This window comes from Chryseobacterium camelliae (genome assembly GCF_030818575.1).
GTDB lineage: Bacteria > Bacteroidota > Bacteroidia > Flavobacteriales > Weeksellaceae > Chryseobacterium > Chryseobacterium camelliae_A.
The window spans coordinates 3,731,872-3,755,626 of the sequence record NZ_JAUTAL010000001.1 but is presented as its reverse complement, the minus strand read 5'-3'; the positions used below and the strand labels follow the sequence as shown (position 1 = coordinate 3,755,626).

General features: G+C 40.2%; 16 protein-coding genes and 3 pseudogenes. 12 read left to right on the top strand and 7 right to left on the bottom strand.

Annotated elements, in window-relative coordinates:
• Positions 1–76 precede the first annotated feature (76 nt).
• On the bottom strand, positions 77–454 hold the full coding sequence (locus tag QE404_RS17295; RefSeq protein WP_307452601.1) for a helix-turn-helix domain-containing protein: 378 nt from the start codon (positions 452–454) through the stop codon (positions 77–79).
• Positions 455–618: 164 nt separating this feature from the next.
• Here QE404_RS17295 and QE404_RS17290 point away from each other — a divergent pair, with 164 nt between their 5' ends.
• From QE404_RS17290 to QE404_RS17275, 4 genes are read left to right on the top strand one after another with little or no spacing between them, the layout of a single operon-like run.
• Positions 619–1,926, top strand: coding sequence for a hypothetical protein (locus QE404_RS17290; RefSeq protein WP_307452599.1), 1,308 nt, complete (start codon positions 619–621; stop codon positions 1,924–1,926).
• Between the two features lie 8 nt (positions 1,927–1,934).
• Positions 1,935–2,507 carry a DUF6705 family protein gene (locus tag QE404_RS17285; protein ID WP_307452597.1) on the top strand — a complete coding sequence of 191 codons (573 nt, stop codon included), beginning with the start codon at positions 1,935–1,937 and terminating at the stop codon, positions 2,505–2,507.
• Between the two features lie 39 nt (positions 2,508–2,546).
• Positions 2,547–3,119: a DUF6705 family protein gene (locus QE404_RS17280; RefSeq protein ID WP_307452595.1), complete on the top strand. Its 573-nt coding sequence runs from the start codon at positions 2,547–2,549 to the stop codon at positions 3,117–3,119.
• Positions 3,120–3,152: 33 nt separating this feature from the next.
• Positions 3,153–3,713 (top strand): DUF6705 family protein, encoded by a 561-nt coding sequence (locus tag QE404_RS17275; protein ID WP_307454030.1) that lies wholly within the window; start codon positions 3,153–3,155, stop codon positions 3,711–3,713.
• Between the two features lie 105 nt (positions 3,714–3,818).
• Here the strand turns inward: QE404_RS17275 and QE404_RS17270 are convergent.
• From QE404_RS17270 to QE404_RS17250, 5 genes and pseudogenes are all read right to left on the bottom strand, one after another.
• Positions 3,819–5,040: pseudogene (locus QE404_RS17270) on the bottom strand (cysteine desulfurase).
• Between the two features lie 213 nt (positions 5,041–5,253).
• Positions 5,254–5,892 carry a 50S ribosomal protein L25/general stress protein Ctc gene (locus tag QE404_RS17265; RefSeq protein WP_307452591.1) on the bottom strand — a complete coding sequence of 213 codons (639 nt, stop codon included), beginning with the start codon at positions 5,890–5,892 and terminating at the stop codon, positions 5,254–5,256.
• A gap of 56 nt (positions 5,893–5,948) precedes the next feature.
• Complete coding sequence (locus tag QE404_RS17260; RefSeq protein ID WP_307452589.1) at positions 5,949–6,887, bottom strand: ribose-phosphate pyrophosphokinase; 939 nt, start codon at positions 6,885–6,887, stop codon at positions 5,949–5,951.
• A gap of 84 nt (positions 6,888–6,971) precedes the next feature.
• A pseudogene (locus tag QE404_RS17255) lies at positions 6,972–8,535 on the bottom strand (G-D-S-L family lipolytic protein).
• 9 nt (positions 8,536–8,544) lie between these two features.
• Entirely contained in the window at positions 8,545–9,780 is a 1,236-nt protein-coding gene (locus QE404_RS17250; RefSeq protein WP_307452585.1) for an OmpP1/FadL family transporter, read from the bottom strand.
• 273 nt (positions 9,781–10,053) lie between these two features.
• On the opposite strand from QE404_RS17250, the gene QE404_RS17245 reads away from it, so the two are divergent.
• From QE404_RS17245 to QE404_RS17220, 6 genes are all read left to right on the top strand, one after another.
• A complete protein-coding gene (locus QE404_RS17245; RefSeq protein WP_307452583.1) occupies positions 10,054–11,391 on the top strand; it encodes a PSP1 domain-containing protein in 1,338 nt (445 codons plus the stop codon).
• A gap of 1 nt (position 11,392) precedes the next feature.
• The gene (locus QE404_RS17240; protein WP_307452581.1) at positions 11,393–11,845 is read left to right on the top strand and encodes a gliding motility lipoprotein GldH; all 453 of its coding nucleotides are present in this window, start codon (positions 11,393–11,395) and stop codon (positions 11,843–11,845) included.
• Between the two features lie 6 nt (positions 11,846–11,851).
• Entirely contained in the window at positions 11,852–14,227 is a 2,376-nt protein-coding gene (locus tag QE404_RS17235) for a penicillin-binding protein 1A (RefSeq protein ID WP_307452579.1), read from the top strand.
• Between the two features lie 70 nt (positions 14,228–14,297).
• On the top strand, positions 14,298–15,842 hold the full coding sequence (locus QE404_RS17230; RefSeq protein WP_307452578.1) for a protein adenylyltransferase SelO: 1,545 nt from the start codon (positions 14,298–14,300) through the stop codon (positions 15,840–15,842).
• Positions 15,843–15,915: 73 nt separating this feature from the next.
• Positions 15,916–16,872 (top strand): T9SS-dependent choice-of-anchor J family protein, encoded by a 957-nt coding sequence (locus QE404_RS17225; RefSeq protein ID WP_307452576.1) that lies wholly within the window; start codon positions 15,916–15,918, stop codon positions 16,870–16,872.
• 353 nt (positions 16,873–17,225) lie between these two features.
• Positions 17,226–18,503 (top strand): DUF6080 domain-containing protein, encoded by a 1,278-nt coding sequence (locus QE404_RS17220; protein WP_307452575.1) that lies wholly within the window; start codon positions 17,226–17,228, stop codon positions 18,501–18,503.
• A gap of 53 nt (positions 18,504–18,556) precedes the next feature.
• Here QE404_RS17220 and QE404_RS17215 read toward each other — a convergent pair whose 3' ends face one another.
• Positions 18,557–19,096 (bottom strand): SPOR domain-containing protein, encoded by a 540-nt coding sequence (locus QE404_RS17215; protein WP_307452573.1) that lies wholly within the window; start codon positions 19,094–19,096, stop codon positions 18,557–18,559.
• Positions 19,097–19,281: 185 nt separating this feature from the next.
• Between QE404_RS17215 and QE404_RS17210 the strand changes: the two genes are divergently transcribed.
• Together QE404_RS17210 and QE404_RS17205 are read left to right on the top strand one after the other, a co-directional pair.
• Complete coding sequence (locus QE404_RS17210) at positions 19,282–20,649, top strand: c-type cytochrome (RefSeq protein ID WP_307452571.1); 1,368 nt, start codon at positions 19,282–19,284, stop codon at positions 20,647–20,649.
• Positions 20,650–20,671: 22 nt separating this feature from the next.
• Positions 20,672–23,741, top strand: a pseudogene (locus QE404_RS17205) (TAT-variant-translocated molybdopterin oxidoreductase).
• The last annotated feature ends 14 nt before the right edge of the window (positions 23,742–23,755 follow it).

Genomic DNA, 23,755 nt, shown 5'->3' with positions numbered 1-23,755 from the left:
GTACATATTTCTGAAAATTTTCTATTTCATATCATTAGATTTACTTTTCCAGAATACTTTGATCACGCGTTTTTTATTATTTACTGCTTTCTGATTTGCCTTTCCAGTAGTCTACCTGATCTTTGAGCTCCTGTATACGCTCCTCATATTGTTCAACCAGCTTTTCTGAAAGAAAAGAATTGATAGTAGTTATGGTACCTACATTTTGAAAAGCAAATCCTCCTAATTGATCCAGACTGCTGAAATTATTGGTTTCATCTGTCAGAAAACTTTCCGGTTTCACTTCCAGAATTTCACTCAGGCGTTCGATATGGGCTGCCCACGAATGGCTTTCTCCGTTTTCTATGCGAGCATAGGCAGATTGGGAAATATGGAGCCGGTCTGCCATATCCTCCTGGGAGAAGCCTTTGGCTTTCCTTAACTTTCTTATTTTCTCGGCAACAGAATTTGTCATGGAATCTTGTATTAATGAACAAATATAAAAATATTTTTCTTATCTCGTTTACCCGCATTCAGGGTAAACTTATGCAAAAACAGATTTTTATGCTGTACCTTTTTTTCACACTTTTGTAGAGTAAGAAAAATTATTTATATTTAACCTATTAAAAACTAATGCTTATGATGAGAAAATTAATTTCTTGGCTGTCTTTCATGATGGCCTTTTGCCTCCTGCTGCTTTCCTGTGTCCATGATGAGATGTATACTGCTTCTGATCCGGCTTCTAAGGAATACCATTCCAAAAGTGTTTTCAAAGAAGATGAAAAATACATTAAAAATGTAATGCAGATCTATTTTGAACATGAAGCTGAGATTAAAAAAGGAAATGCTGTACCTTTATGGGATTATGCCATGACCATGGGGAATTTTGATGAAAGCTTTTTAATTGTTCCTTTGGCAGAAGGAGGAAAAGTTGCTGCCTGCCTGCAGGTTCCCAGAAATGGGGATCACGTCAGGTTCCTGGAGGATCATGATCTGGAACATATTAAATTCTTCCAGAGGTATATTACTTCTAAAGAAAGAAAAGCTGTAAAATCAGAGCCTTACAGTTCAGCTGAAAGTAAAGGAATGGCGGAGTGCAAGATTTCTGCGGTATCCATGTGGTATCCTGCAGATGAATACGGATCTAATGCCGGGCACTGGGAAACCAATTATATTGTTACCTGTCCTCCTGAGTCCACCGATGGAGACGGAAACGGAGGCGGAGAACAGCCTACCTACCCTTATCCGGGAGGAGGCGGAAGCACAAGCCCGCAGAATCCTAAAAATCCTTGTGAAAAGCTTAAGAAACAAACAACAAATGCTACATTTAAAGATAATATTGTTACCCTCGAAAGTAAAACCGGTGACAACCATGAAAGTGGGTACAGGATCAATAAAAATCCGGACGGCTCTTTACAGAACCAATTGCTTGAAAATAAGCCCGGCACCCAGGAAGTAAATTTAAAGGCATTTTCAAATACAATTACGCTAATGCACTCTCATTATGATGGCCTCTATCCTATATTTTCTCCGGGCGACATCCTATTATTCAATCAATGGATCGTCTGGGCCCAGAACTGGAATTCAGTAGCAACCAACAATCCTAAGATTCCCTTAAATGATCTTACTTTTACGTTAGTTACCAGTAATGGCAATTATTCTTTTAACTTTGATGGAACTGATGTTACAGCTCTACCCAATTATACGGCAGAAGAATTTAAAAATCTAAATGTTAAATATGGTAGTATGTTAAGCGATGCTGTAAGTGTAGGCAATGTAAGCGGAAACGTATCTTATGATATGGAAAAACTGGAAGCGGGATTTCTAAAATTCATGTCTGATAAAATGAATATGACCGGATTAAAATTATATAAAACAACCACAAGCGGTAACTCTGAATTATCCCTAAAAAATGGAAATAGAAAGGAAACCGATTGCCCTAATTAAAATAAATTATGAAACAAATACTATTATTATTGATTATGATTTTTGCAGTTCCATTTAAAGGACAGGTATACCCTCTGAATAACAAAAATAAATCAGATGCTCCAAATGGCTCTTATTTTAAAGATTTAGATGGAGAACTGGATAAATATATTGGTTTATGGAAAGGCAATTGGAATGGTAAAACAGTATACCTAGATTTAAGAAAGTATAAATATAAATTAGGAGATGATTCTAATTACATTTATCAGGATAAGATTTTGGGAGAAAGAAAAATTATTGCCGCTGATGGAACTGTAGAGATAGATAGAATTTCTAACTTTGATAATACTAATTCGGAATTTATAGGAATGGAAATGAGTTTAAAAAATGGAAACTGGAAGCGAATCTATTTTTATCCCAAAAATATGTGTAATAAAATTGCTACTCTGGACATTACAAATTTCACCAATAATCAAATGACATTACATTTTGAGTATGAACCGAGTTTTGTAGATCCCAATTGCCAATATAATGCCTATGTTGATCAATATGGTGATTTTCCTGTTAATTTTCCTAAAGATATAGTCCTTACTAAACAATAGATTATTTAAAAATATTTGATAATAATATTGATTAAAGTCATGAAACAAATACTATTATTATTGATTATGATTTTTGCAGTTCAATTTAAAGGACAGGTATATCCCCTGAATAACAAAAATAAATCAGATGCTCCAAATGGCTCTTATTTTAAAGATTTAGATGGAGAACTGGATAAATATATTGGTTTATGGAAAGGCAATTGGAATGGTAAAACGGTATACCTAGATTTAAGAAAGTATAAATATAAATTAGGAGATGATTCTAATTACATTTATCAGGATAAGATTTTGGGAGAAAGAAAAATTATTGCCGCTGATGGAACTGTTGAAATTGATAGGATTTCAAACTTTAGCAATACAGATTCGGAATTTAGAGGCCTGGGAATAAGTCTTAAAAATACAAACTGGAAAAGATTATATTTTTATCCACAAAATATGTGTATGAAGAAGGCAAATCTAGATATTATAAACTTTACTAATAATCAAATGACTTTACATTTTGAGTATGAACCGAGTTTTGTAGATCCCAATTGCCAATATAATGCCTATGTTGATCAACATGGTGATTTCCCTGTTAATTTTCCTAAGGACATTGTTTTGACTAAGCAATAGTATTATGCTCCTAAAATGGCGGTTTATCTGGTCATGAAAAATATATTTTTATTTATGCTATTTAGTACTTCGATTTTCTGTAAGGCTCAAACAATATCTCTAGATGAATTATCTCAATGTGAAAATAAGCCTGACTGCCCCGATTATGTATACCTTAAGGATATTAATAATAGATTAGATAAGTTTGTAGGGATCTGGAAAGGAACTTATACAGATGGCAGAACTTATGAATTTCACTTTACTAAAAAGCAGAATGATTATACGTTTGGAAAATATTGGGATCTATTAAAAGGAAGACTATTAGTAAAAAATTCTAATAATCAAGAGTTAGTAAATACTCTTAACTTTTCAGACGAAAATGTTAGATTCAGTGGATTTATTTTTGATAAGAGCTTGAAAAAATATCAGATGTATTATTCAGGTAATGCAGCCTGCAATGATAAAGGCTATGTATACCTTTCTTTCCCTGATTCTAATAATTTAAATCAAATGAAACTTGTTTTTATGCAGGACATGGATATTGTCTCTAAATGTCCGGATGGATACAAAACAGTGATTCCCGATGCCAAAGGAATTATTTTAACTAGGCAATAGGACAAACCCTATGATACTGAGAAGCCAGTTCAAAAGAGCTGGCTTCTATTGTATACTTGAGATCTTTATTTAAATCTTATCCGTTTAATTAAGGTTTTATTAGTTCTAAGCCAGCATCCTGTGCGCCTTTTTCACCCCTTCTACCAGCAGATCAATTTCTTCAAATGTATTGTATACAGCAAAGCTGGCCCTTACGGTTCCGGCAATGTTAAAGAAGCTCATAATAGGCTGGGTACAATGATGTCCCGTCCGTACGGCAACACCCATTTTATCGAGGATCATTCCCACATCAGAGGATATCCCGACACCCTCCAGATTAAATGAAACGACCCCGGTTCTAACTGCTTTTTCAGCATATACTTTGATATAGTCAAGCTCCAAAAGCTTTCTCTGGGCGTATTCCAGCAAAGCATTTTCGTGCTGTTGAATATTTTCCTGCCCCACCTGCTCGATAAAGTCTATCGCTGCACCCAGAGCGATATTCCCGCCGACGTTAGGCGTTCCTGCCTCATACTTGAATGGAAGCCCCGCATAGGTGGTTCTTTCAAAAGAACAGGTTGCAATCATTTCACCACCGCCGTGGAAGGGCGGAAGTGATTCAAGGATCTGCTGCTTTCCGTACAGAATTCCCGTGCCCATAGGCGCATACATCTTATGTCCGGAAAAAACGTAAAAATCACAGTCCAGCTTCTGAACATCAAGCGTAAAGTGCGGAGCAGCCTGCGCGCCATCAATAACGATATAGGCACTGGTATTTTTTCTTGCTTTGGCTATGATTTCCTCTACAGGATTCACTACGCCCAAAGCATTGGAAACATGGTTAACGGAAACTACTTTTGTCCTTTCATTGAAAAGTGTATCCAGCTCACCAATCTGAAGCACTCCGTTTTCATCCATCGGGATCACGCGGAGTTTAGCACCCTGTCCTCTCACACAGCAGCTGCCATGGAACAATGTTCGAATGGTGCTCAAGATAAGAGATAACTATTTCATCATCTTCCTTCAGCTTTTGGGTAAGTATATAAGAGATCAGGTTGATGCCTTCCGTAGTTCCTTTGGTAAAAATAACTTCAAAATCATGTTTGGCGTTGATGAATTTCTGTATTTTTCTCCTGGACAGCTCCATCTCTTCCGTAGCCAGCTGGCTCAGGGTATGGATACCCCGATGCACATTGGCATTAAGCTCTGTATAATAGGTATTCCAGACTTGAAGAACTGAATCCGGCTTCTGTGAAGTCGCTGCATTATCCAGATAAACCAGAGGTTTACCGTTCACTTCCCGGTTAAGTATGGAAAACTGATTTCTTATTTCCTGAATGTCAAGCATTATTACAATTTTATATTACGTCCTTATTTAGAACACTTCAAATTTACGGCTTTTTTTCTGAAAGGGAGAATGAGGCAGGAGGCTGATTGTTGTCAGTTGATAGAAAGATTCGATGGCCGGAAGCAAAATCACCTATCTGCTTTCACGTTTACCTCCAACGAAAAAAACCTGCCAACGAATTGACAGGTCCTATATTATATCATAAGATATTTCTTATTCTGCTGCAGTTTCTTCAGCTGCAGGAGCTTCTCCTTCTACTCCTTCTTCTTCATCCTCGTCATCCTGAGCTGCTGCTCCTCCCTTCATTGCATTTCTAGACATCTTAACAGCTACTACTACTGCATTATCTGGGTGCATGAAAGAATATCCTTCAGTCTTGATCCCTCCGATGTATAGTTTGTTACCGATTCTTAGCGGAGTTACGTCCACAACGATCTCATCAGGTAAGTTAGCTGGAATAGCTTTTACTTTCAGTTTTCTGAAAGACTGACGTAAAACACCACCGGCAACTACCCCTTTTGAACGTCCTGTGATTCTTACAGGAACTTCCATAATTACAGGCTTATCTTCTGCCAACTGATAGAAATCAGCGTGAAGGATTTTGTCTGTAATCGGGTGAAACTGAATATCCTGAAGAACAGCCGGAATTGTTTGACCATCAACCTCAATAGATACCGTGTGTGCTTCAGGAGTATATACCAAACCTTTGAACGCTTTCTCTTCAGCAGAGAAGTTCAATGGCTCACCACCTCCATAAACAACACAAGGAACTAATTCAGCATCACGTAAAGCTTTTGTAGACTTTTTGCCCACGCTTTCTCTTTTTGTACCTTGAATTGTAATAGATTTCATTTATAAAAATTTAAAAAATTGTTTCAAAAATTATTTTGCAAACCTGTAATAATCAATTAGATAATAAATTTACTACTGATTGATCTGTGCTCATGCACCATCTTCATTACGTCTGCGAATAATGCGGCGCAAGATAGCACTTTTATTTTAGATGACAAATTATTTTTCACAGGAATTGAGTCAGTTACAATAACTTCCATCAGTTTGGAATTCTCAATATTGTCATAAGCCTTTCCTGAAAGAACACCGTGGGTAGCCATCGCTCTTACGCTTTTTGCTCCTTTTTCAATCAGAATATCTGCAGCTTTGCACAGGGTACCTGCAGTGTCGATCATATCATCGATAAGGATCACATTTTTTCCTTCCACATCACCGATAAGGAACATTTCCTCAACAACATTCGCCTTTTTTCTTTCTTTGTAAGCAATCACCACGTCAGCACCCAAATGGCCGGCGTAGTTTTTAGCCCTTTTTGCTCCTCCCATATCCGGAGAGGCAATGGTAAGGTTTTCAATATTCATGTTTCTGATGTAATCCACGAAGATCGTAGAAGCATAGAGATGGTCAACAGGAATTTCAAAGAACCCCTGGATCTGGTCTGCGTGAAGGTCCATGGTCATGATGCGGGTAGCTCCGGCAGCAGTAAGAAGATTAGCCACCAGCTTTGCCCCGATCGGCGCTCTCGGCTTATCTTTACGGTCCTGTCTTGCCAGCCCGAAATAAGGGATTACTACTGTAATATTTTTTGCAGATGCTCTTTTTGCAGCGTCAATCATCAGCAAAAGCTCAAGAAGGTTATCTGCAGGCGGGAAGGTAGATCCAATCAGGAAAACTCTGCCCCCTCTTACGGAATCATCCAGAACAGGCTCAAATTCCCCGTCACTGAACTCCTGAAAGTTGATTTTACCAAGGCGCTGCCCGTAATGTTCGGCAATTTTCTCTGCCAGGTCCTTGCTTGTTCTTGTACTAAATAGATAAGTTAACTGATCAGCCATTTTTACTTTTTAAAAGATTTTGCAAATTTAAAAAAAAACCACAAGAATTACTCTTGTGGCTTCTAAGTTTTTAAGAACTCAATATTATGGGAACTTAACGCCCGAATATTTATTAGGATCTACCTGCGGTAAGGTTGATTTATACTTTGAATTAATTGCTTTGATAAATTCATTGGCGATAAAAGCATATCCTCTGCCGGTAAGGTGGACACCATCCAGAGAGAAAGCTCCCCCGCTCACGAATTTAGGCCGTATACTTCACACCATCATAAGTGATGCCTGATTTCCCGTTAAGCTCAAGCATTTTAGCATTTGAATCTACAAAAGCCAGCCCGTAAGTATCGGCAAGTGTCCTGATAGAACTATTATACGCATCTATGGTCGTTTTTACATAACCTGCTTCTGTTTTTGTTAAAACATGCTGGTTCTGCAGCGGATAAGAAATTCCATAGATATTTATCGGAGAAGGCACTCCCGCAGCAGTAGTCCCGATTACGGAACTTGTGGTAAGAAGGAGGTAATCTTCTGCCGTTGCCTGCCTTGCCTGCCCGTAAATCTGCCCAAAAGCCGTTGCTGTTGCCAGTCCCAGGGAAGGCGTTAAAGCAGCAGTCAGCTGAGCGGAAAGATCCTGAAGTGAATTATCTTTAATCAAAACCGGGTTTGCGGATGTAGAAGAAAGAAGATTGATCCTGTCCCCGGCCCCGAAAGCGGTAAGCGCCTGCTTTAACGGGCCATAAAGGCTCGTATTCAGTGTGGTAATATTGGAACCCAGTACTGCAGGAGTAAGAGGGTTGTAAGGAACAGTTGTAAAATATGGAATTGACGTTACATAAGGTATATTAGCAATTACACCTTTGGTACTTCCAACACTTTTAAGTCCATCCAGAACAGCTTTGATGGAACCGGCCACTACAGTCGGGTCTGAGATATCATTAGACTTGTACAGTGCCGGACTTGTTCCCGTCCCGGTCTGTACCGTGGCTGCAGTATAAGTGGTTACACCTCCTGTCGTCTGAGAATTCGTTCCTCCATTAACAGCGTAAAACAGTACATCATTATTCCCTATCCAGAGCGAGAAAAACGTAGGGCTCTGAGCCATCGCATCTGCCAGGACAGAAGTTGTTGAAGAAGAAGCAAACCTCACGAAGTAAGGGTTGGCTGTTCCTGTAGCAAGGCCGGCAAGGCTACCATACCCTGGTGCTACCAAATGGTAAGACTTTGCTCCCGGTACTCCCATGTTCTGATATGGCCTTCCGGAAGAAACATTATCTAAAGCCGCTCCTGCAGCACTCGGAACCGGTGTCAGACTCCCGTTAACCAGCTGAAGGGTAAGTTTACCTGCAAATCCCGGCAGGCCTGTAAATCCACCGGTATTGTTTGGCATCAAAGGCTGCTTAAAGTCTCCTCCTCCTGCAAGTTTCATCTGTGCAGCGATCATGGAAGGATAAGATTCATTTTGCCCATCCAGATATAAAGCTCCATCCCTGTATCCTGAAGTCAGGGAATTTCCAAGGGCAACGTAGGTCTTGAAATTGGCTTCTCCACTGGTTACGACAATATCTTTCACATCGGTATCAAAGTCATTCTCGCAGCTAGTTGTAAAAAGAAGTGCTGAGACAGCTATCGTAGATATTATAATTTTTTTCATAGTTTTCAATTAAAAAGGATTGTAAGATAAACCTAACCCTGCATAGAATGCAGTTGCCTTAGCCTGGCCATACAGACCGATAGTGGAATTTTTAACATCTCTTGCCTGAGGCATGGCGTATCCTCCGGAAACATCAATTCCGAACTGCTTCACCTTAAAGCCTACCCCGCCAGTTACCACATAAGTATTGAAAGACGGCGTTTCAGGAATGAAATGATCATCAGTATAAGGCGATTCATCATAATATGCTCCTAAACGGCCATAAATCATATCTGTAAAGGCATACTGGGTACCCAATCTGAATGTTTTGGAATTCCTGAAGTTTTTAGGTGCTACCAAAACCGTAGGGTCAGCCTGGTTTCCTACCGGGGCTTTATCGAAATCAAGTGTCAGCTTGGAATACCTTTCCCAGCCGTGGTAATTAAAGTCAGCAGATACCAACCATTTCGGGGTTACTTTATAGGTAAGACCTATCGTATATTCTTCTACTAAAGGCAGTGTAGCCGTAAAACGATCCTGTCCTGACTGGTCCAGTCCTAAAAGAGGATAGATAGATTGTGACGGGAACCTAAAAGTAGCTGTTCCGTTCTTCGCTTTCATATCTACCGGTGAACGGTAAGCAACACTTACATCAAGTTTAGGATCCGGCCTGAAATAGAAACCGAAACCATACCCATGACCGCTTGCTTTTTCGTCATTAATGTTTACCTGACCGCCAAACTGAGTCACTGCTTTATCCCAGTCTACTTTTCCTTTAGCATAAATGTAGCTGGCTCCGAAAGATACCCAATCTGCCATTTTAACGGAAATCATTGGCTGGAAGTAAAAACTCTTCAGCTCAAGCTTCTGCACCAGTTCTTTTCCTTCCCAGTCATTCGGGTACTGAATGGTACTCCCGAAAGGCGTGGAGAAGCTGAATCCAATGGATAATTTGTCAATTGGTTTATATGCTACAGCAGCATAGATAGGCGTCCCGATCGGGTTATCCGTCTGTGTGCTCTGCAGTGTATTCAGGTTCTGGAAAGTCACTTTATTGCCTGCAGCAAAACCTCCTGCAGCAATACTCAGTTTCGAAGGAATGAAAGACATTCCGGCAGGGTTGAAAAATGCAACACTCGCATCTTCAGCATGGGCACTGGTATGAGCCATTGCCAATTGTTTTACCCCCTGCAAGGAAACCCTAAAGCCCCCAGCATAAGACATAACACCCGCCAACAAAGCCGTTGATATTATTAATTTTTTCATAGACTATTATTATATAAAGTCAAATATAAAATTATTTTACATACAACTGTTAATCTTTCTTAATTTTTTAAACAATAACCATTATTAAAATTATGTTTAAAATAACATATTTAAAACACTATTTATAACTAATTGTAAAACAGATAATTAAAAAGCAAAAATCTTTAGAACATATATTATGTTTAACATTAAACAATTATCCGGGCGAATATTTGAGTTTTTTCAGGAGATAAAATAAAATATCCTAAATTTGCAAGATTAAATATATAACATATGAGTTGTGGATGCAAAACATCCGGCGATTCTGCCCATTCATGCGGACCAAAGAAAACCGCGAGTGGCTGTGAAAATGTAAATACCTGTGGTAATAGTTATAAATTAAGTGTTTTCGACTGGCTGTCTAACATCAACAACCCCGCTCCCAACAGGTGCGATTTTGTAGAAGTTAGATTCAAAAATGACAGAAAATCGTTTTATAAAAATGTCAATAATATTCCGTTACATATAGGTAGTGTAGTCACAGTAGAATCAAGCCCGGGACACGATGTAGGCGTAGTAAGCCTCACCGGAGAATTAGTAAAGATTCAGATGAAAAAGAAGAGATTTTCAGAAGAATCTGCACTTAAAATATACCGACAGTCTAACCAAAAAGATATCGAAGTCTGGCAGGAGGCCAGAAAAAAAGAGGATAGCGTAAAAATAGAAGCCCGAAAAATCGCACACAGGCTCGGACTTGAAATGAAAGTTACCGATGTTGAGTATCAGGGTGATGCTTCAAAAGTAACCTTCTATTACACAGCCGATAACCGTGTTGATTTCAGGCAGCTGATCAAAGATTATGCTGCTGCATTCAGAACAAAAATCGATATGAAACAGATCGGTTTCAGGCAGGAGGCGGCTAAAGTAGGCGGTATCGGATCCTGCGGAAGGGAACTCTGCTGTTCTACCTGGCTTACGGATTTCCGTTCCGTAAACACCAATGTAGCCCGCTACCAGCAGCTCAGTATCAACCCGCAAAAGCTTGCAGGCCAGTGCGGAAAGCTGAAATGTTGTCTTAATTACGAGCTGGACAGTTACCTGGATGCCCTGCACGATTTCCCGCCTTCGTCTACCACTTTGGAAACAGAAAAAGGAAAAGCCTTCTGTATTAAGATCGACGTTTTCAAAAAGAAAATGTGGTTTGCCTATGTAGAAAACTCTATCGCATGGTATGATTTTGATATAGACCTGGTAAAAAAACTGATTTCGAAAAACAAAAGGGGTGAAAAAGCGCTTCCTCTTGAAGAACTGAAACAGCCTGAAACGTCTTTCCAGAGCATTGACCTGATTCAAGAGAATAATGTTGACCGCTTTGAGAAAAAGAAAAGCAGAAACAGAAACAAACCGAATAATAATAATCAGCAGAATCAAGGCCAGAGAAAAAGCAGGCCTGAAAAGTCTGAAAATCCTAATTCACAGTCCGGTAACCGACAGCCTAAACCTCAGCAACAGCAGCAAAAGGTGCAGAAAACACAGCCTGAAAAAACAGAGGTGAGCAATAGTGCTGATAAAAAACCGGCAAAGAAAAACTTCAAAAAGAAATATCCTCCTAAAAAAGACAGAAATGCGTAAAATGTTGGGATTATTACCGCTTGTCCTTTTCTTTAGCTGTCATGCTCCGGAAGGAGATATTAAGATGAATTCCATTGATAATAAGTGGAATAAGAAAAGTGAACAGAAATTTAATCTTGAGATTACAGATCCGCAGAATCCTAAAAATATTATATTTGTCGTAAGAAATAACAATGATTACCCTTACAGCAATATAAGGTTTATTGTCAATTTCACCAATCTTCAGAATAAGAAAAAGGAGACGGATACATTGAATTATGTTCTTGCCAAACCTAATGGCGAATGGCTGGGAACAGGATTCGGAGATACTAAGGAAACCCTTTTTCAATATCGGCTGAATTACCGTTTTCCGTCCAAAGGAAAATATGAAATCGGCCTTATCCAGGCAATGAGGAATGATACACTGCCAGGAATTGAAGATGTTGGCGTAAAAATAGAAACGGCTAAACCGTAATCATACATGGAAGAAAACAAGCAAAATACGGGAAGCAGAGGAAAAACATTCCCGCTTCCTCCCAAAAAGAAAAAAGACACCTCATGGAAAAAATGGGCAAGGCTAATCTGGGTCGGGCTTATTGTGGTTGTCTTAGGGATTTCAGGGCTTTTTTTCGCAGTTTCGCAAGGATTCCTTGGCGAAATGCCTGATGTAAAAGAACTTGAAAACCCTGATATTTATGTGGCCTCTGAAATCTATTCTGCAGACGGCGTACTTCTGGGTAAATTTGAAAAAGAAAAAACGCAGCCCATTGCGTATAAAGACCTTCCTCCCTATCTTATATACGCCCTTCAGGCCAAAGAGGATGAACGGTTTAAAGAACACTCCGGGATAGACCTTCAGTCCGTTGCCAGAGCTGTAGTATACGGCGGAGGAAGAGGTGGTGGATCTACGATTACCCAACAGCTGGCCAAGTTGCTTTTTACCGGTACTGCATCCCAGAACAAGCTGCAAAGAGGCTTCCAGAAGCTTAAGGAATGGGTAGTTGCCGTAAGCCTTGAGAAAAGATACACCAAAGAGGAAATCGTTACTTTATATTTTAACAAGTTTGACTTCCTGTATAATGCTAACGGCATCGAAATGGCGTCGAAGATTTACTTTAACAAGACGACCAGCCAGCTTACCTTACCAGAGGCAGCCATGTTTGTGGCCATGCTGGAAAACCCGGTGAAAAACAATCCGATGAGGAATCCGGAAAGAGCCAAGGAAAGGAGGAATGTAGTGCTGGAACAAATGCTGAAAACGGGATATATCGATCAGGAAACTTATAATAAGGCGATAGAAACACCTATCTCCCTGGATTACCACCCGATTAAAAACATCAGCGATGACTATTCCGCATACTACAAGTTTTATCTTAAAAAGGAAATCGACGAGTATCTTAAGGAGTATGAAAAGGCAAACGGGAAGAAACTCAATCTATACAAAGACGGGCTTAAAATTTATGTTACCCTTGACTCCAAAATGCAGAAGTATGCGGAAGAATCGATCAAGGAACATTTAACAGACTTGCAGAAAAGGTTCGATGCAGAACAGAGAGGCCGTAAGACCCGTCCGTTCTATTACATCAGCAGCAAACAGATCAATGATATCATGGTTCAGGCCATGAAAAGAACGGGTCGTTATAAGCAGCTCAAAGCTGCCGGTGTTTCTGAAGATTCTATCATGATGGAATTCCATAAACCTATCAAAACATCACGCTTTACCTGGAACGGTGAGGAAGAGGTGGAAATGTCACCTTGGGACTCTATCCGTTATCATAAGCAGATTGCACAGGCAGGACTTATGTCTATGGTTCCTGCAACCGGTGAGATCAAAGCCTGGGTAGGTGGTATCGACTGGCAGCATTTCCAATATGACCACATCAAGCAGGGTAAAAGACAGGTAGGTTCAACCTTCAAACCTTTCGTTTACGCCACTGCAATTATGAAATTAGGAATGACTCCTTGTTCGGTAGTTTCTAATGCCAGCTTCAACAAAGGCACCTATCATGTTCCTGGAAGAGGTGGCATGATTACGCTGAAAGATGCACTCGCTCATTCCCAGAACCCTGTAGCACTAAGGCTTGCTGAAATGGCCGGTACACAAAGTGTGATCCAAACAGCAAGAGATCTTGGGGTAACAGAGGATATTTCCACAAGTCTACCGATGGCATTGGGTTCTTCAGATATTACCATTTACGAAATGCTTGGAGCCTACAGTACATTTGCCAATTATGGAAATTACAATAAACCGGAAATGATCTGGAGGATTGAAGATGCAAACGGAAGGATCATAAAAGAGGTAAATGTTGAGCCGAAAGAAGTTATGAACCCTCTGTATGCTTATACCATGATTGAACTGATGAAAGGTGTAGCACAGTATGGTACGGCTTCCGGAGAATTAGGAAGGAAAGGAATCTCTAAAAGCATAGAAATTGCCGGTAAAACGGGAACTACCCAGAACAACTCAGACGGTTGGTTCATGGGAATTGTTCCGAAGCTTGCTACCGGAACATGGGTAGGCTGGGAAGATCGTGCCACCCACTTCCTGGGAACAGGAGAAGGACAGGGAGCCAAAATGGCTTTACCGATCTGGGCCATCTACATGAAAAAAGTATGGGCAGACAAAAGCCTGAAAGTTTCCCCGGATGACAAATTTGTGAAACCATCAGAATGGAAGGACGGATGTTCCGACCTGAAAGGCCTGCGTTCCGGATACGGAGACGACGGAGGACTTCAGACCCTGGATGAAATTAAAAATCCTAAACCTGTTGAACCATCCAAATCTTCTTCAGACAAAAAAGAGGAAAACGTGAATGAAAATCTTAACAAAGGAGAAGACGTAGACTTTAACAAATAAAATATCACACATACATATCAAAGACCTTTCAGTCATATGAAAGGTCTTTGATTATTAATATATTTGAGGTATGAATACAGATCTGATACAACAACCTTTCATAAAAAAATTCCCGGGAGATTTTTCAGGGAATCCCGTGCAGAGAAATACCCCTAAAGTTTTGTTTGCAACAATTCCCCCGGCAGGTTTTGAAAACCCGGAACTGATTATTTTTAATCATCAGCTTTCCGGGGAAATAGGCTTGGGAAAATTTGAAGACAAAGACCTCAATTTCCTGGCCGGGACAAAACTTCCGGAAAATATACAGACTTATGCCACGGCCTATGCCGGACATCAATTTGGAAACTGGGCTGGACAACTGGGAGATGGCAGAGCAATCTTTGCCGGAGAAATCACCAGTGCGGATGGAAAGAAAACAGAGCTTCAGTGGAAAGGTGCCGGCGCCACTCCTTACTCACGGCATGCAGACGGAAGGGCCGTCCTCCGATCATCAGTACGGGAATACCTTATGAGTGAAGCGATGTACCACCTGAATGTTCCCACAACAAGAGCCTTAAGCCTGGCTTTCACAGGTGAAGACGTGGTACGTGACATGATGTACAATGGAAATCCTCAAAAAGAAAAAGGCGCTGTTGTAGTCCGTACCGCAGAGAGCTTCCTTCGTTTCGGGCATTTTGAACTGCTGTCTGCCCAGAGGGAATACACATTGTTGCAGCAGCTTGCAGATTTCACGATTAACAATTACTTTCCTGAAATTACGTCCGAAGGCACTGAAAAATACAAAGACTTCTTTAAAAGAATCTCTGAACGTACTGCTGACCTTATGGTGGAATGGCTTCGGGTAGGCTTTGTACACGGCGTCATGAATACCGATAATATGTCCGTCCTGGGGCTTACTATCGATTATGGTCCATACTCCATGCTGGATGAATATGATCTCAATTTTACCCCTAATACAACCGACCTTCCGGGAAGAAGATATGCTTTCGGTCAACAGGGGCAGATTGCTCAATGGAACTTATGGCAACTGGCCAATGCGCTGTTCCCGCTGATCAATGATGAAAAGTTTTTGGAGGATACCCTGAATGGCTATGGCGATTACTTCTGGGCATCGCATGACCGTATGCTGTGCAGGAAGTTCGGTTTTGATACATTGATAGAAGGCGATGATGAATTTTTCACCAACTGGCAGGGGCTTATGCATGAACTACAGCTGGACTATACCCTGTTTTTCAGCCAACTTGAAAAGGCAAAAACTGGAGAAAGTTTACCAAAAGAAGCTTTTGAATCTGTTTCTTATGCTATGCTCGATGACGAAAAAAGCTCTAAGCTCAATCACTTTTTGGGAGTGTATCAGGAAAGGCTTTCCAAAAACATCATTTCACGACAGGAATCTGTTGACATCATGAAAGCTACCAATCCAAAATTTGTTTTAAGGAATTATCTTCTTTATGAATGCATAGAAGAGATCGATCTGGGTAAGACAGATCTGCTGAAAAAATTAATAAACGCTTTAGAAAACCCTTATCAAAAGCTGTATCCTGAGCTATGTGTGAAAAGGCCTTCCGGGTATGATGGAGTTTCCGGATGTTCTATGCTATCTTGTAGTTCGTAATACTCATGACATTTCTTGTGATTTTATTACTATAAATGAAGTTTTATTATTAAATTTAACCAAAATTTTTATTATGAAAAAACTTCTACTATCTTTAAGCGTATTGCTATCAGGAATAGCTGCTCATGCCCAAACAACATTGCTCAATGAGGGATTTGAAACTTACACTAATTTTGCCATTACCGGTTTTGGAAATTGGCTGACTTTAGATCTTGATGGCTTGAATACTTATACCGGTGGTGGACCGGTAATTAATGGATCTACTAGCTGGAGTCCAAACTGGGCTAATGCCGGAGATCCTATGGCTTTTCAGATTTTTAATCTTTCAGCCAGTAATGCTACCAATAATCTTACTGCTACCCCAGGTGTTGATGAAGAAGTAAGGGATTTCACGCCACATAGTGGACAAAAATGCGCTGTGTCCTGGGCGGGAGTACCGGCAGGAAGTGTTACGGCAAATAATGACTGGTTAATCTCCCCTCCTGTAACGTTGGGAACCAGTTCTAATGTACTCACTCTTTGGGTAAAGGCTCTTTCACCTTCTTATAATGAAAGCTACAGAATCGGAGTTTATGTTGGTAATGGAACGCCGACCTCTTCAGCGAACTTTACGATCATCTCATCACCTGCTCTTTCAACTGCTACTTATGCGAACTGGCAACAAATAACGCGCAGCCTTGATGCCTACGCAGGACAAACCGTTAGAATCGGTATTCAATATGCATCTGCCGATAAATATATGTTAATGGTTGATGATGTGAAAATCACGGCTTCTGGAACCCTTGGAACAAACGAAGCAAGCTCAAAATCAAAATCCCTAAGCATCTATCCTAATCCTGCTAAAGGAGAGGTAAATATCAAAACAGATAAGAAGATCAAATCTTCTTCGGTGCTTGATATTTCAGGAAGAACAGTACTGAGTTCAACTGCACAGAAAGTAGATGTCTCTTCCCTTCCAAAAGGAACCTATATGCTGCAGGTTGAATTTGCAGACGGAACATCATCTGCAGAAAAGCTAATTAAAGAATAGTTATAAAACATTATAGATCATATAAGTCCACCAATTTAGGTGGACTTTTTCTTTTACTGCAATGAATTTTACAGCGGCGTCTCAATTAACTATAATATGAATCTGACTTTCTATAAATCGATTCATAGATTTGTATTAGAACAATCCATGTCAATTCATTCCTATCAGTACTGATGTCAGTAAATTTTTCTTACTCACATTCTGCATTTCGATATCTACATTTAAGCGATAATTGCTCTTTTTCAGAAAAAGCATCGATCAATATCCAGAGATTTAGTAAAAACCTGTTCAAGATGATAGAGATGCAACAATCCAGACCGGTTTTTATTCTATTTTTGCATAAATTTTCAGAGGTGTCAAAATTCAAAACAAAATTCGTTGATTTTATAAAGCTGACATTCCCTTCATCAGGTAGTGAGCTTCTTATATTCCTGTTCTTCCTGTTATCATATGGTTACCTGGGAACTTATATTGCCCTCAATTACAGAATCATTTTTGATGACAGAATCCCTTGGGATGCTTATTTCAGTTTTGACAACCGTTCTATTGTAATGACCGGAGGAAGTTTTGAAAGGCATCCCCTGTCTTATTATTTCTTTAACTGGATGAGAATTATAGCCTTGTGGGTATCTGACGGAAAAACAGATGCCATTTTCCGGTTGGTATTAGCCTGGTTCAGTAATATTGCAGTCTCACTTAGTGTCCTTCAGGTGTTTAAATACCTTAAGAATATCATCAGCCTGCCTCTAACTATGAGTATCTTGCTGGCTTTATTTTTCGGGTTATTTTCAACGACCATGATCCTTTCATTTACTCCTGAAAACTTTACCTATACGTTGTTTTTACTGACTTTATACAACCATTATTCAGCAAAACAGTTAAAGAATGAAAAAAAGATTTCTGTTTTTGCCATGGCTGCTTCAGGCATTGCTATAGGCGGAATAACCATCACCAATATCGTAAAGGTTTTTATCCCGGTCCCGTTCGAGAAGGGATTATATAGAAGCTGGAAGAAACTAGGCAATGCGACCTTAAGAATTGCCGTTACCTGCATATGTTTTGTCCTGTTATACCTGAACAGGATCAACTTCAATTACCATAATATCTTCAATAAAACCAGCGAGCAGTATGAGAAGTTTTCTAACGTCCATTCAACGCCGCTCTGGGATATGGTCATGTCATATTTTTTTGGAGGGAATATCCTGTTTTCGAATTTTATCATTCGTGATAAACACAATATGAAAGGATTTGAATTCAAGGGATTGATTATGGATGTCTATTCATCCTGGATACCCTACATTTTCATAACGGCTTTATTGCTGCTGGTTTTCTGGAGCTATTTTAAAAATTTCGGCAACAGAATGGTTCAGGTGCTGATGATTTCCTTCCTTTTTGATATTTCAATCCATTGCTTTTTAAAGTTCGGCCTGCATACAGGATATATTTATGGAGGGCACTTTGTCTTTGTGTATCCTCTTTTGTTGGGATGGCTGCTGTACAGCTACAGGAAATCACCGGCCTGCTTATCATCCTTTATGTTGGTAATTGCGCTTCTTCTGGTATATCTGGCCTGCAATAATATCTACCGGATGTCTGAATTTTTCTGGTTTTTGGATCTGTATTATGCATAAAGAAACGGCTGGCCAATGGCCAGCCGCTCATATATCTTCTTAAATTAAACCGTTTATTTGGCTTCTGCACAGAAAATCCTGTACTGCACTGCAGCTGCCGACTTGAAATACTCCCTTATTTTAGCAAGGTCACCGGCTGCGCTCTGCTTGGTAAAATAGCTTCCTGCAAGAATTTTGTAATTTGGCCTCAGGGAAGCATCGGTTTCTACTTTCAGATTGGGAAACCTTTTTCTGAAATAAGCCTTTACCTCATTGGCTTCGTCATTGCTCTTCACGGTTGTGATCTGTATTTTATATCCTAAAATTCTAGGGTTCTTCCTGCAGATTTCTGCATTGGTAAGCTCCCGGTTCGGGACATAAATCTTAGTTGGTTTTGTGAAGGCGCTGTCATCGTTAATGTCTCTTACAGAGCTGCTTCCGGAAGTCCTAGAGCATTTTTCCTCCAGGCTTTCCAATGCTGCATTCACTTTAGAATCCATAGTCATGACAAGTTCAGTACCGGACAATGTATCTCGTTTTACAATCTGTTGTGCATCAATAGTATAAAATGCAAGCATCGATAATACTGAAAATATTTTGATCAAATTTCTCATTTAAACTTGTTTCCGCAAATTTAGACAAATTTAAAAAACTACGCTAAATAGAGTTATTTAGAATCAATACAAATTAAAGTGAAATGATATTTTACCATTTCCTTATGCCGTTAAATTCCTGTTAAATATATTATTTTTGCGGAATTGATTGAATGTTCAATATTTACTAACATAAGATAATTTAAATGATTAGTTGGAGAAAGCATTATAAAAAAACGTTGATTGCAATAGGACTATTGTTATCAACCAGTGCTTCAATTTACGGGCAAGACGGCGATCCTAAAAACGGCGAGAAACTTTTCAAAGCGAATTGTACGGCATGTCACGCGCTGGATAAACAAGTTGTAGGACCACCTCTTAAAGGGGTTGTAGAACGAGTGAAGACAGAAGGTGGTGTAGACAAAGATTGGCTTCACAAGTGGATCAAAAACAACAAAGAGCTCAGAGCTTCCGGAGACAAGTATGCCAATGAGATTTTTGAGAAGTACAACAAGACTGAAATGCAGGTCTTTCCTAATCTTTCAGACAAGGACATAGACGACATTTTAGCGTATACAACTAATCCTCCAGCACCGGAGCCGGCAACAACCGATGCTGCCAAAGACACAGCTGCTGCCGGAACGGCCAATGCAGCCCCACAAAGCTCTACTACTACCAATATAGTAATCATTTCACTTTTAGCGATTGCAGGACTTCTAGTCTGGATCTTGTTAAAACTAAGACAATTAGTAAAACTGGGTCAGTCTGAAGAATTATCCGGACTTAATGAGACCAGGGTTCGCTCTTTCCGTGAAATCTATGAAAAGTATCATTATGTAGGTAAGGCTTTACTGGCGATATTAGCCATCCTTGCTGCTTATGGCGTATGGAACTGGCTGATGTGGATCGGGGTTTACAAAGGCTACAAACCTGAACAACCAATCTACTTCTCGCACAAGATTCACGCAGGAGAACAGAAAATCGACTGTCAGCTATGTCACTCCAGTGCCAAGTACGGTAAAGTATCTGAAATCCCATCGATGAACGTTTGTATGAACTGTCACAGAACGATTTCCGAATACAATGCAGATCACTACATGGAGCCAGGAAAAGATAAGGCATTCTATGACGGGGAGATCCAGAAGATTTACGCAGCGACGGGCTGGGATGCTCAGAAACAGCAGTATACCGGTAAGACACAGCCGGTTGAATGGACCAGAATCCACAACATGCCGGATTTCGTATACTTTAACCATGCACAGCACGTAGTAGCCGGTGAACAGGCAATCATCAATTCTTTCAACAAAAAGAACCCTAATAACAAAATTGATGTGGTATGTAAAGCTTGTCACGGTAAAATAGATACCATGAATGTTGTTCAGATGGCCAATGACTTTACGATGGGATGGTGTATTGAGTGCCACAGAACTACTGAAGTTGATATGAACAACGGTTATAATAAAGAGTACTTCAAGAATCTACACGAAAAACTGAAAAAACAATACCCTAAAGACGGTGGTAAGATTACTGTAGATGCAATTGGAGGTATTGAATGTGGTAAATGTCATTATTAATAACTAAAAATTAGAAGTATAAATGGCTTCAAACAAAATACAATTTAGAAGTATTCATGAACTTAAAGACCCGGCTTTAAACAATAAGCTGGCTCAAAAAGAGTTCCAGGAAGAAATTCCGGTAGAAGATTTTCTCGGAGATGCTGAAAAGAACGGATCTAGTACTTCAAGAAGAGACTTTTTAAAACTATTAGGTTTCTCTACTGCAGCGGTAACCCTTGCTGCGTGTGAAGCTCCGGTAATCAAAACGATTCCTTATGTGGTAAAACCGCATGACATCATCCCGGGGATTCCTAATTATTACGCTTCAACATATTTCGACGGTTTTGATTTTGCCAGCGTTTTGGTAAAAACCAGAGAAGGAAGACCTATTAAGATCGAGCCTAATACTGCTGCTGGAGATTTGGGTAAAACCAATGCAAGAGCTCAGGCAAGCGTTCTTTCTTTATATGACAACGATAAAGTAAAACAACCTAAGCTTGACGGGAAGGATGAAACTTTTGACAAAGTAGATGCTTTTATCCTTAAAGGTCTTGCAGAAGCAAATACGGCAGGGAAAAAGATTGTGCTTTTATCACACTCTTTGCCTTCGCCTACTTTCAAAAAGTTATTTGCTGAATTCAAGTCAAAATACCCTACCGCGGAACTGGTAACCTACGATGCATTCCCATATGCTGCCGCTTTAGATGCAGCTCAGGAAGTTTTCGGGACCAGAGCATTACCAGTATACGATCTTAGGGGAACTGAATTGGTGGTAGGTTTCCAGGCAGACTTCTTAGGAGACTACAATGCGTCAAGCCTTGAGTCCTCTTACGCAGCAGCAAGAAAGCCGGGAGCAAACATGCTGAGACATATCCAGGTTGAATCCAATATGTCTTTAACAGGAGCCAATGCAGACTCAAGATACAGATTAAAGCCAAGTGCAGTTAATAAAACATTGGTTGAAGTTTACAATGCCATCGTAGGCGGCGGAACTTCTGACAAAAAACGGCGTCAGAAATTGCTAAAGAACTTCAGGCTAAAGGCAGCAAAGCTGTGGTGTTTGCAGACGGATCCAAAGGTGCTCAGGTGTTAGCTCATCTGATCAACCAGAAACTAGGTTCTGTAGCATTCACAGGAAAGGCTAATTTCCTTAAGGAATTTGATAAAGCAAGATTCCAGGAATTCCTGGGATGGGTAAATGCTGGACAGGTAGGCGTATTGATCGCCAACAATGTAGATCCTATTTACTCTTACCACAAAGGTGAGGATTTCAAGAAATCCTTATCTAAAGTTCCTTATGTAGTTGCCATTGCTGATAAGAAAAACGAAATGTACAAAGCAGCGAAAGCTGTCATTCCTGTAGCCAACTGGCTGGAATCATGGGGAGATATCGAGCCTCAGACAGGAATGTATACTTTAATGCAGCCTACCATCCAGAAGATCTACAAATCAAGACAGATTGAAGAATCCCTGTTGGTTTGGAAGAACGGACAGAATAATGCTGCAAAATAAACAACTATTACGATTACCTGAAAGCAAATGCCACTGCTCTGTTAGGAGGCACTTCTTTCAATAAAGCATTATATAACGGATTCAATACTACATCCAACACAACGACTTTATCTTATTCCGGTGGAAATGCCGCTCAGGCATTAGCCGAATTAGGAGGCTTCAAAGCGTCTGACCTGGAATTGGTATTGTATACCAAAACGGCAATGGGAGACGGAACACAGGCCAATAACCCTTGGCTTCAAGAGTTACCGGATCCGTTGACCAGAATGTCATGGGATAATTACCTGACAATATCTCCTAAAGATGCGGAAAGATTAGGCATCGAAAATAACCTTAACGCAAGAATGCAGCTGGACGGGTCCATCGTGAACGTTACAGTGAACGGAGTAACGGTAAAAGATGTTCCTGTATTTATTCAGCCAGGACAGGCAGAAGGGTCTGTAGGGCTTGCCTTAGGTTACGGTAAGAAAAACTCTGGTGCTACTGCAGATACCGGTGTTAATGCTTATCCTTTGTTTGACGGTTCCAACCTCGCCGTATCCAATATCAAAATCGAAAAAACAGGCGAAATGCACCCGTTTGCGGGTATTCAGCTTCAAAACACCCTAATGGGACGTTATGAAATTGCTAAGGAAGTTCCTTTAGCAGATTTCTTAAACGTAGCTTTTGACGATGAGCACCACGGTTGGAACAAGCCTTTGGAATACCATACCATCAGCGGAGCCCTTCCGGCGAGAAAAATTGACCTTTGGGATGCTTTTGATGATACAGACGGGCCTCACTTCAATATGTCTATCGACCTGAACTCCTGTACGGGATGTGGAGCTTGTGTGATCGCTTGTCAGGCAGAAAACAACGTTCCGGTTGTAGGTAAGGATGAAGTAAGAATGTCCAGGGATATGTACTGGTTAAGAATTGACCGTTATTATTCTGCCAAACAGAAGGTAGAGGTATATGAAGGTCTTAAGGAAGGAATGGCGGTGCCTGAACTGTATGGAACAGCATTCAACGGAGAGGGCGGTGCCCTTAACCATCCTGCAGAAAATCCTGACGTAATCTTCCAGCCGGTAATGTGTCAGCACTGTAACCACGCACCATGTGAAACGGTTTGTCCGGTAGCGGCAACATCTCACGGGCAGCAGGGTCAGAACCATATGGCATACAACAGATGTATCGGTACAAGATATTGTGCGAACAACTGTCCTTATAAAGTAAGACGTTTCAACTGGTTTACCTATAACCTGAATGACAAGTTCGACTTCAATATGAACAACGACCTTGGAAGAATGGTACTTAATCCTGACGTAGTTGTAAGAACAAGAGGGGTTATGGAGAAATGCTCTCTGTGTATCCAAATGACACAGACTACCATCCTTGAAGCCAAAAAAGAAGGAAGAGTAGTAAAAGACGGAGAGTTCCAGACTGCTTGTTCAAAAGCATGTACTACCGGTTCTATACAGTTCGGGGACATGAACGACAAAGCATCTGAAGTGAGAAAGCTATATGCTGACAACAGAAGATATTATTTACTTGAAGAGATCGGAACCAAGCCAAACGTGTTCTATCATACTAAAGTAAGAAACAGAGTAGAAAAATAAAGTTTAAATAATAA

What these genes read in the sequence shown, in the direction of transcription:
- QE404_RS17240 (WP_307452581.1), top strand. Translation starts at nt 11,393, where the DNA reads ATGTTGGGATTATTACCGCTTGTCCTTTTCTTTAGCTGTCATGCTCCG.
- QE404_RS17225 (WP_307452576.1), top strand. Translation starts at nt 15,916, where the DNA reads ATGAAAAAACTTCTACTATCTTTAAGCGTATTGCTATCAGGAATAGCT.
- QE404_RS17285 (WP_307452597.1), top strand. Translation starts at nt 1,935, where the DNA reads ATGAAACAAATACTATTATTATTGATTATGATTTTTGCAGTTCCATTT.
- QE404_RS17250 (WP_307452585.1), bottom strand. Translation starts at nt 9,780, where the DNA reads ATGAAAAAATTAATAATATCAACGGCTTTGTTGGCGGGTGTTATGTCT.
- QE404_RS17260 (WP_307452589.1), bottom strand. Translation starts at nt 6,887, where the DNA reads ATGGCTGATCAGTTAACTTATCTATTTAGTACAAGAACAAGCAAGGAC.
- QE404_RS17245 (WP_307452583.1), top strand. Translation starts at nt 10,054, where the DNA reads ATGAGTTGTGGATGCAAAACATCCGGCGATTCTGCCCATTCATGCGGA.
- QE404_RS17210 (WP_307452571.1), top strand. Translation starts at nt 19,282, where the DNA reads ATGATTAGTTGGAGAAAGCATTATAAAAAAACGTTGATTGCAATAGGA.
- QE404_RS17235 (WP_307452579.1), top strand. Translation starts at nt 11,852, where the DNA reads ATGGAAGAAAACAAGCAAAATACGGGAAGCAGAGGAAAAACATTCCCG.
- QE404_RS17215 (WP_307452573.1), bottom strand. Translation starts at nt 19,096, where the DNA reads ATGAGAAATTTGATCAAAATATTTTCAGTATTATCGATGCTTGCATTT.
- QE404_RS17230 (WP_307452578.1), top strand. Translation starts at nt 14,298, where the DNA reads ATGAATACAGATCTGATACAACAACCTTTCATAAAAAAATTCCCGGGA.
- QE404_RS17295 (WP_307452601.1), bottom strand. Translation starts at nt 454, where the DNA reads ATGACAAATTCTGTTGCCGAGAAAATAAGAAAGTTAAGGAAAGCCAAA.
- QE404_RS17280 (WP_307452595.1), top strand. Translation starts at nt 2,547, where the DNA reads ATGAAACAAATACTATTATTATTGATTATGATTTTTGCAGTTCAATTT.
- QE404_RS17290 (WP_307452599.1), top strand. Translation starts at nt 619, where the DNA reads ATGATGAGAAAATTAATTTCTTGGCTGTCTTTCATGATGGCCTTTTGC.
- QE404_RS17265 (WP_307452591.1), bottom strand. Translation starts at nt 5,892, where the DNA reads ATGAAATCTATTACAATTCAAGGTACAAAAAGAGAAAGCGTGGGCAAA.
- QE404_RS17275 (WP_307454030.1), top strand. Translation starts at nt 3,153, where the DNA reads ATGAAAAATATATTTTTATTTATGCTATTTAGTACTTCGATTTTCTGT.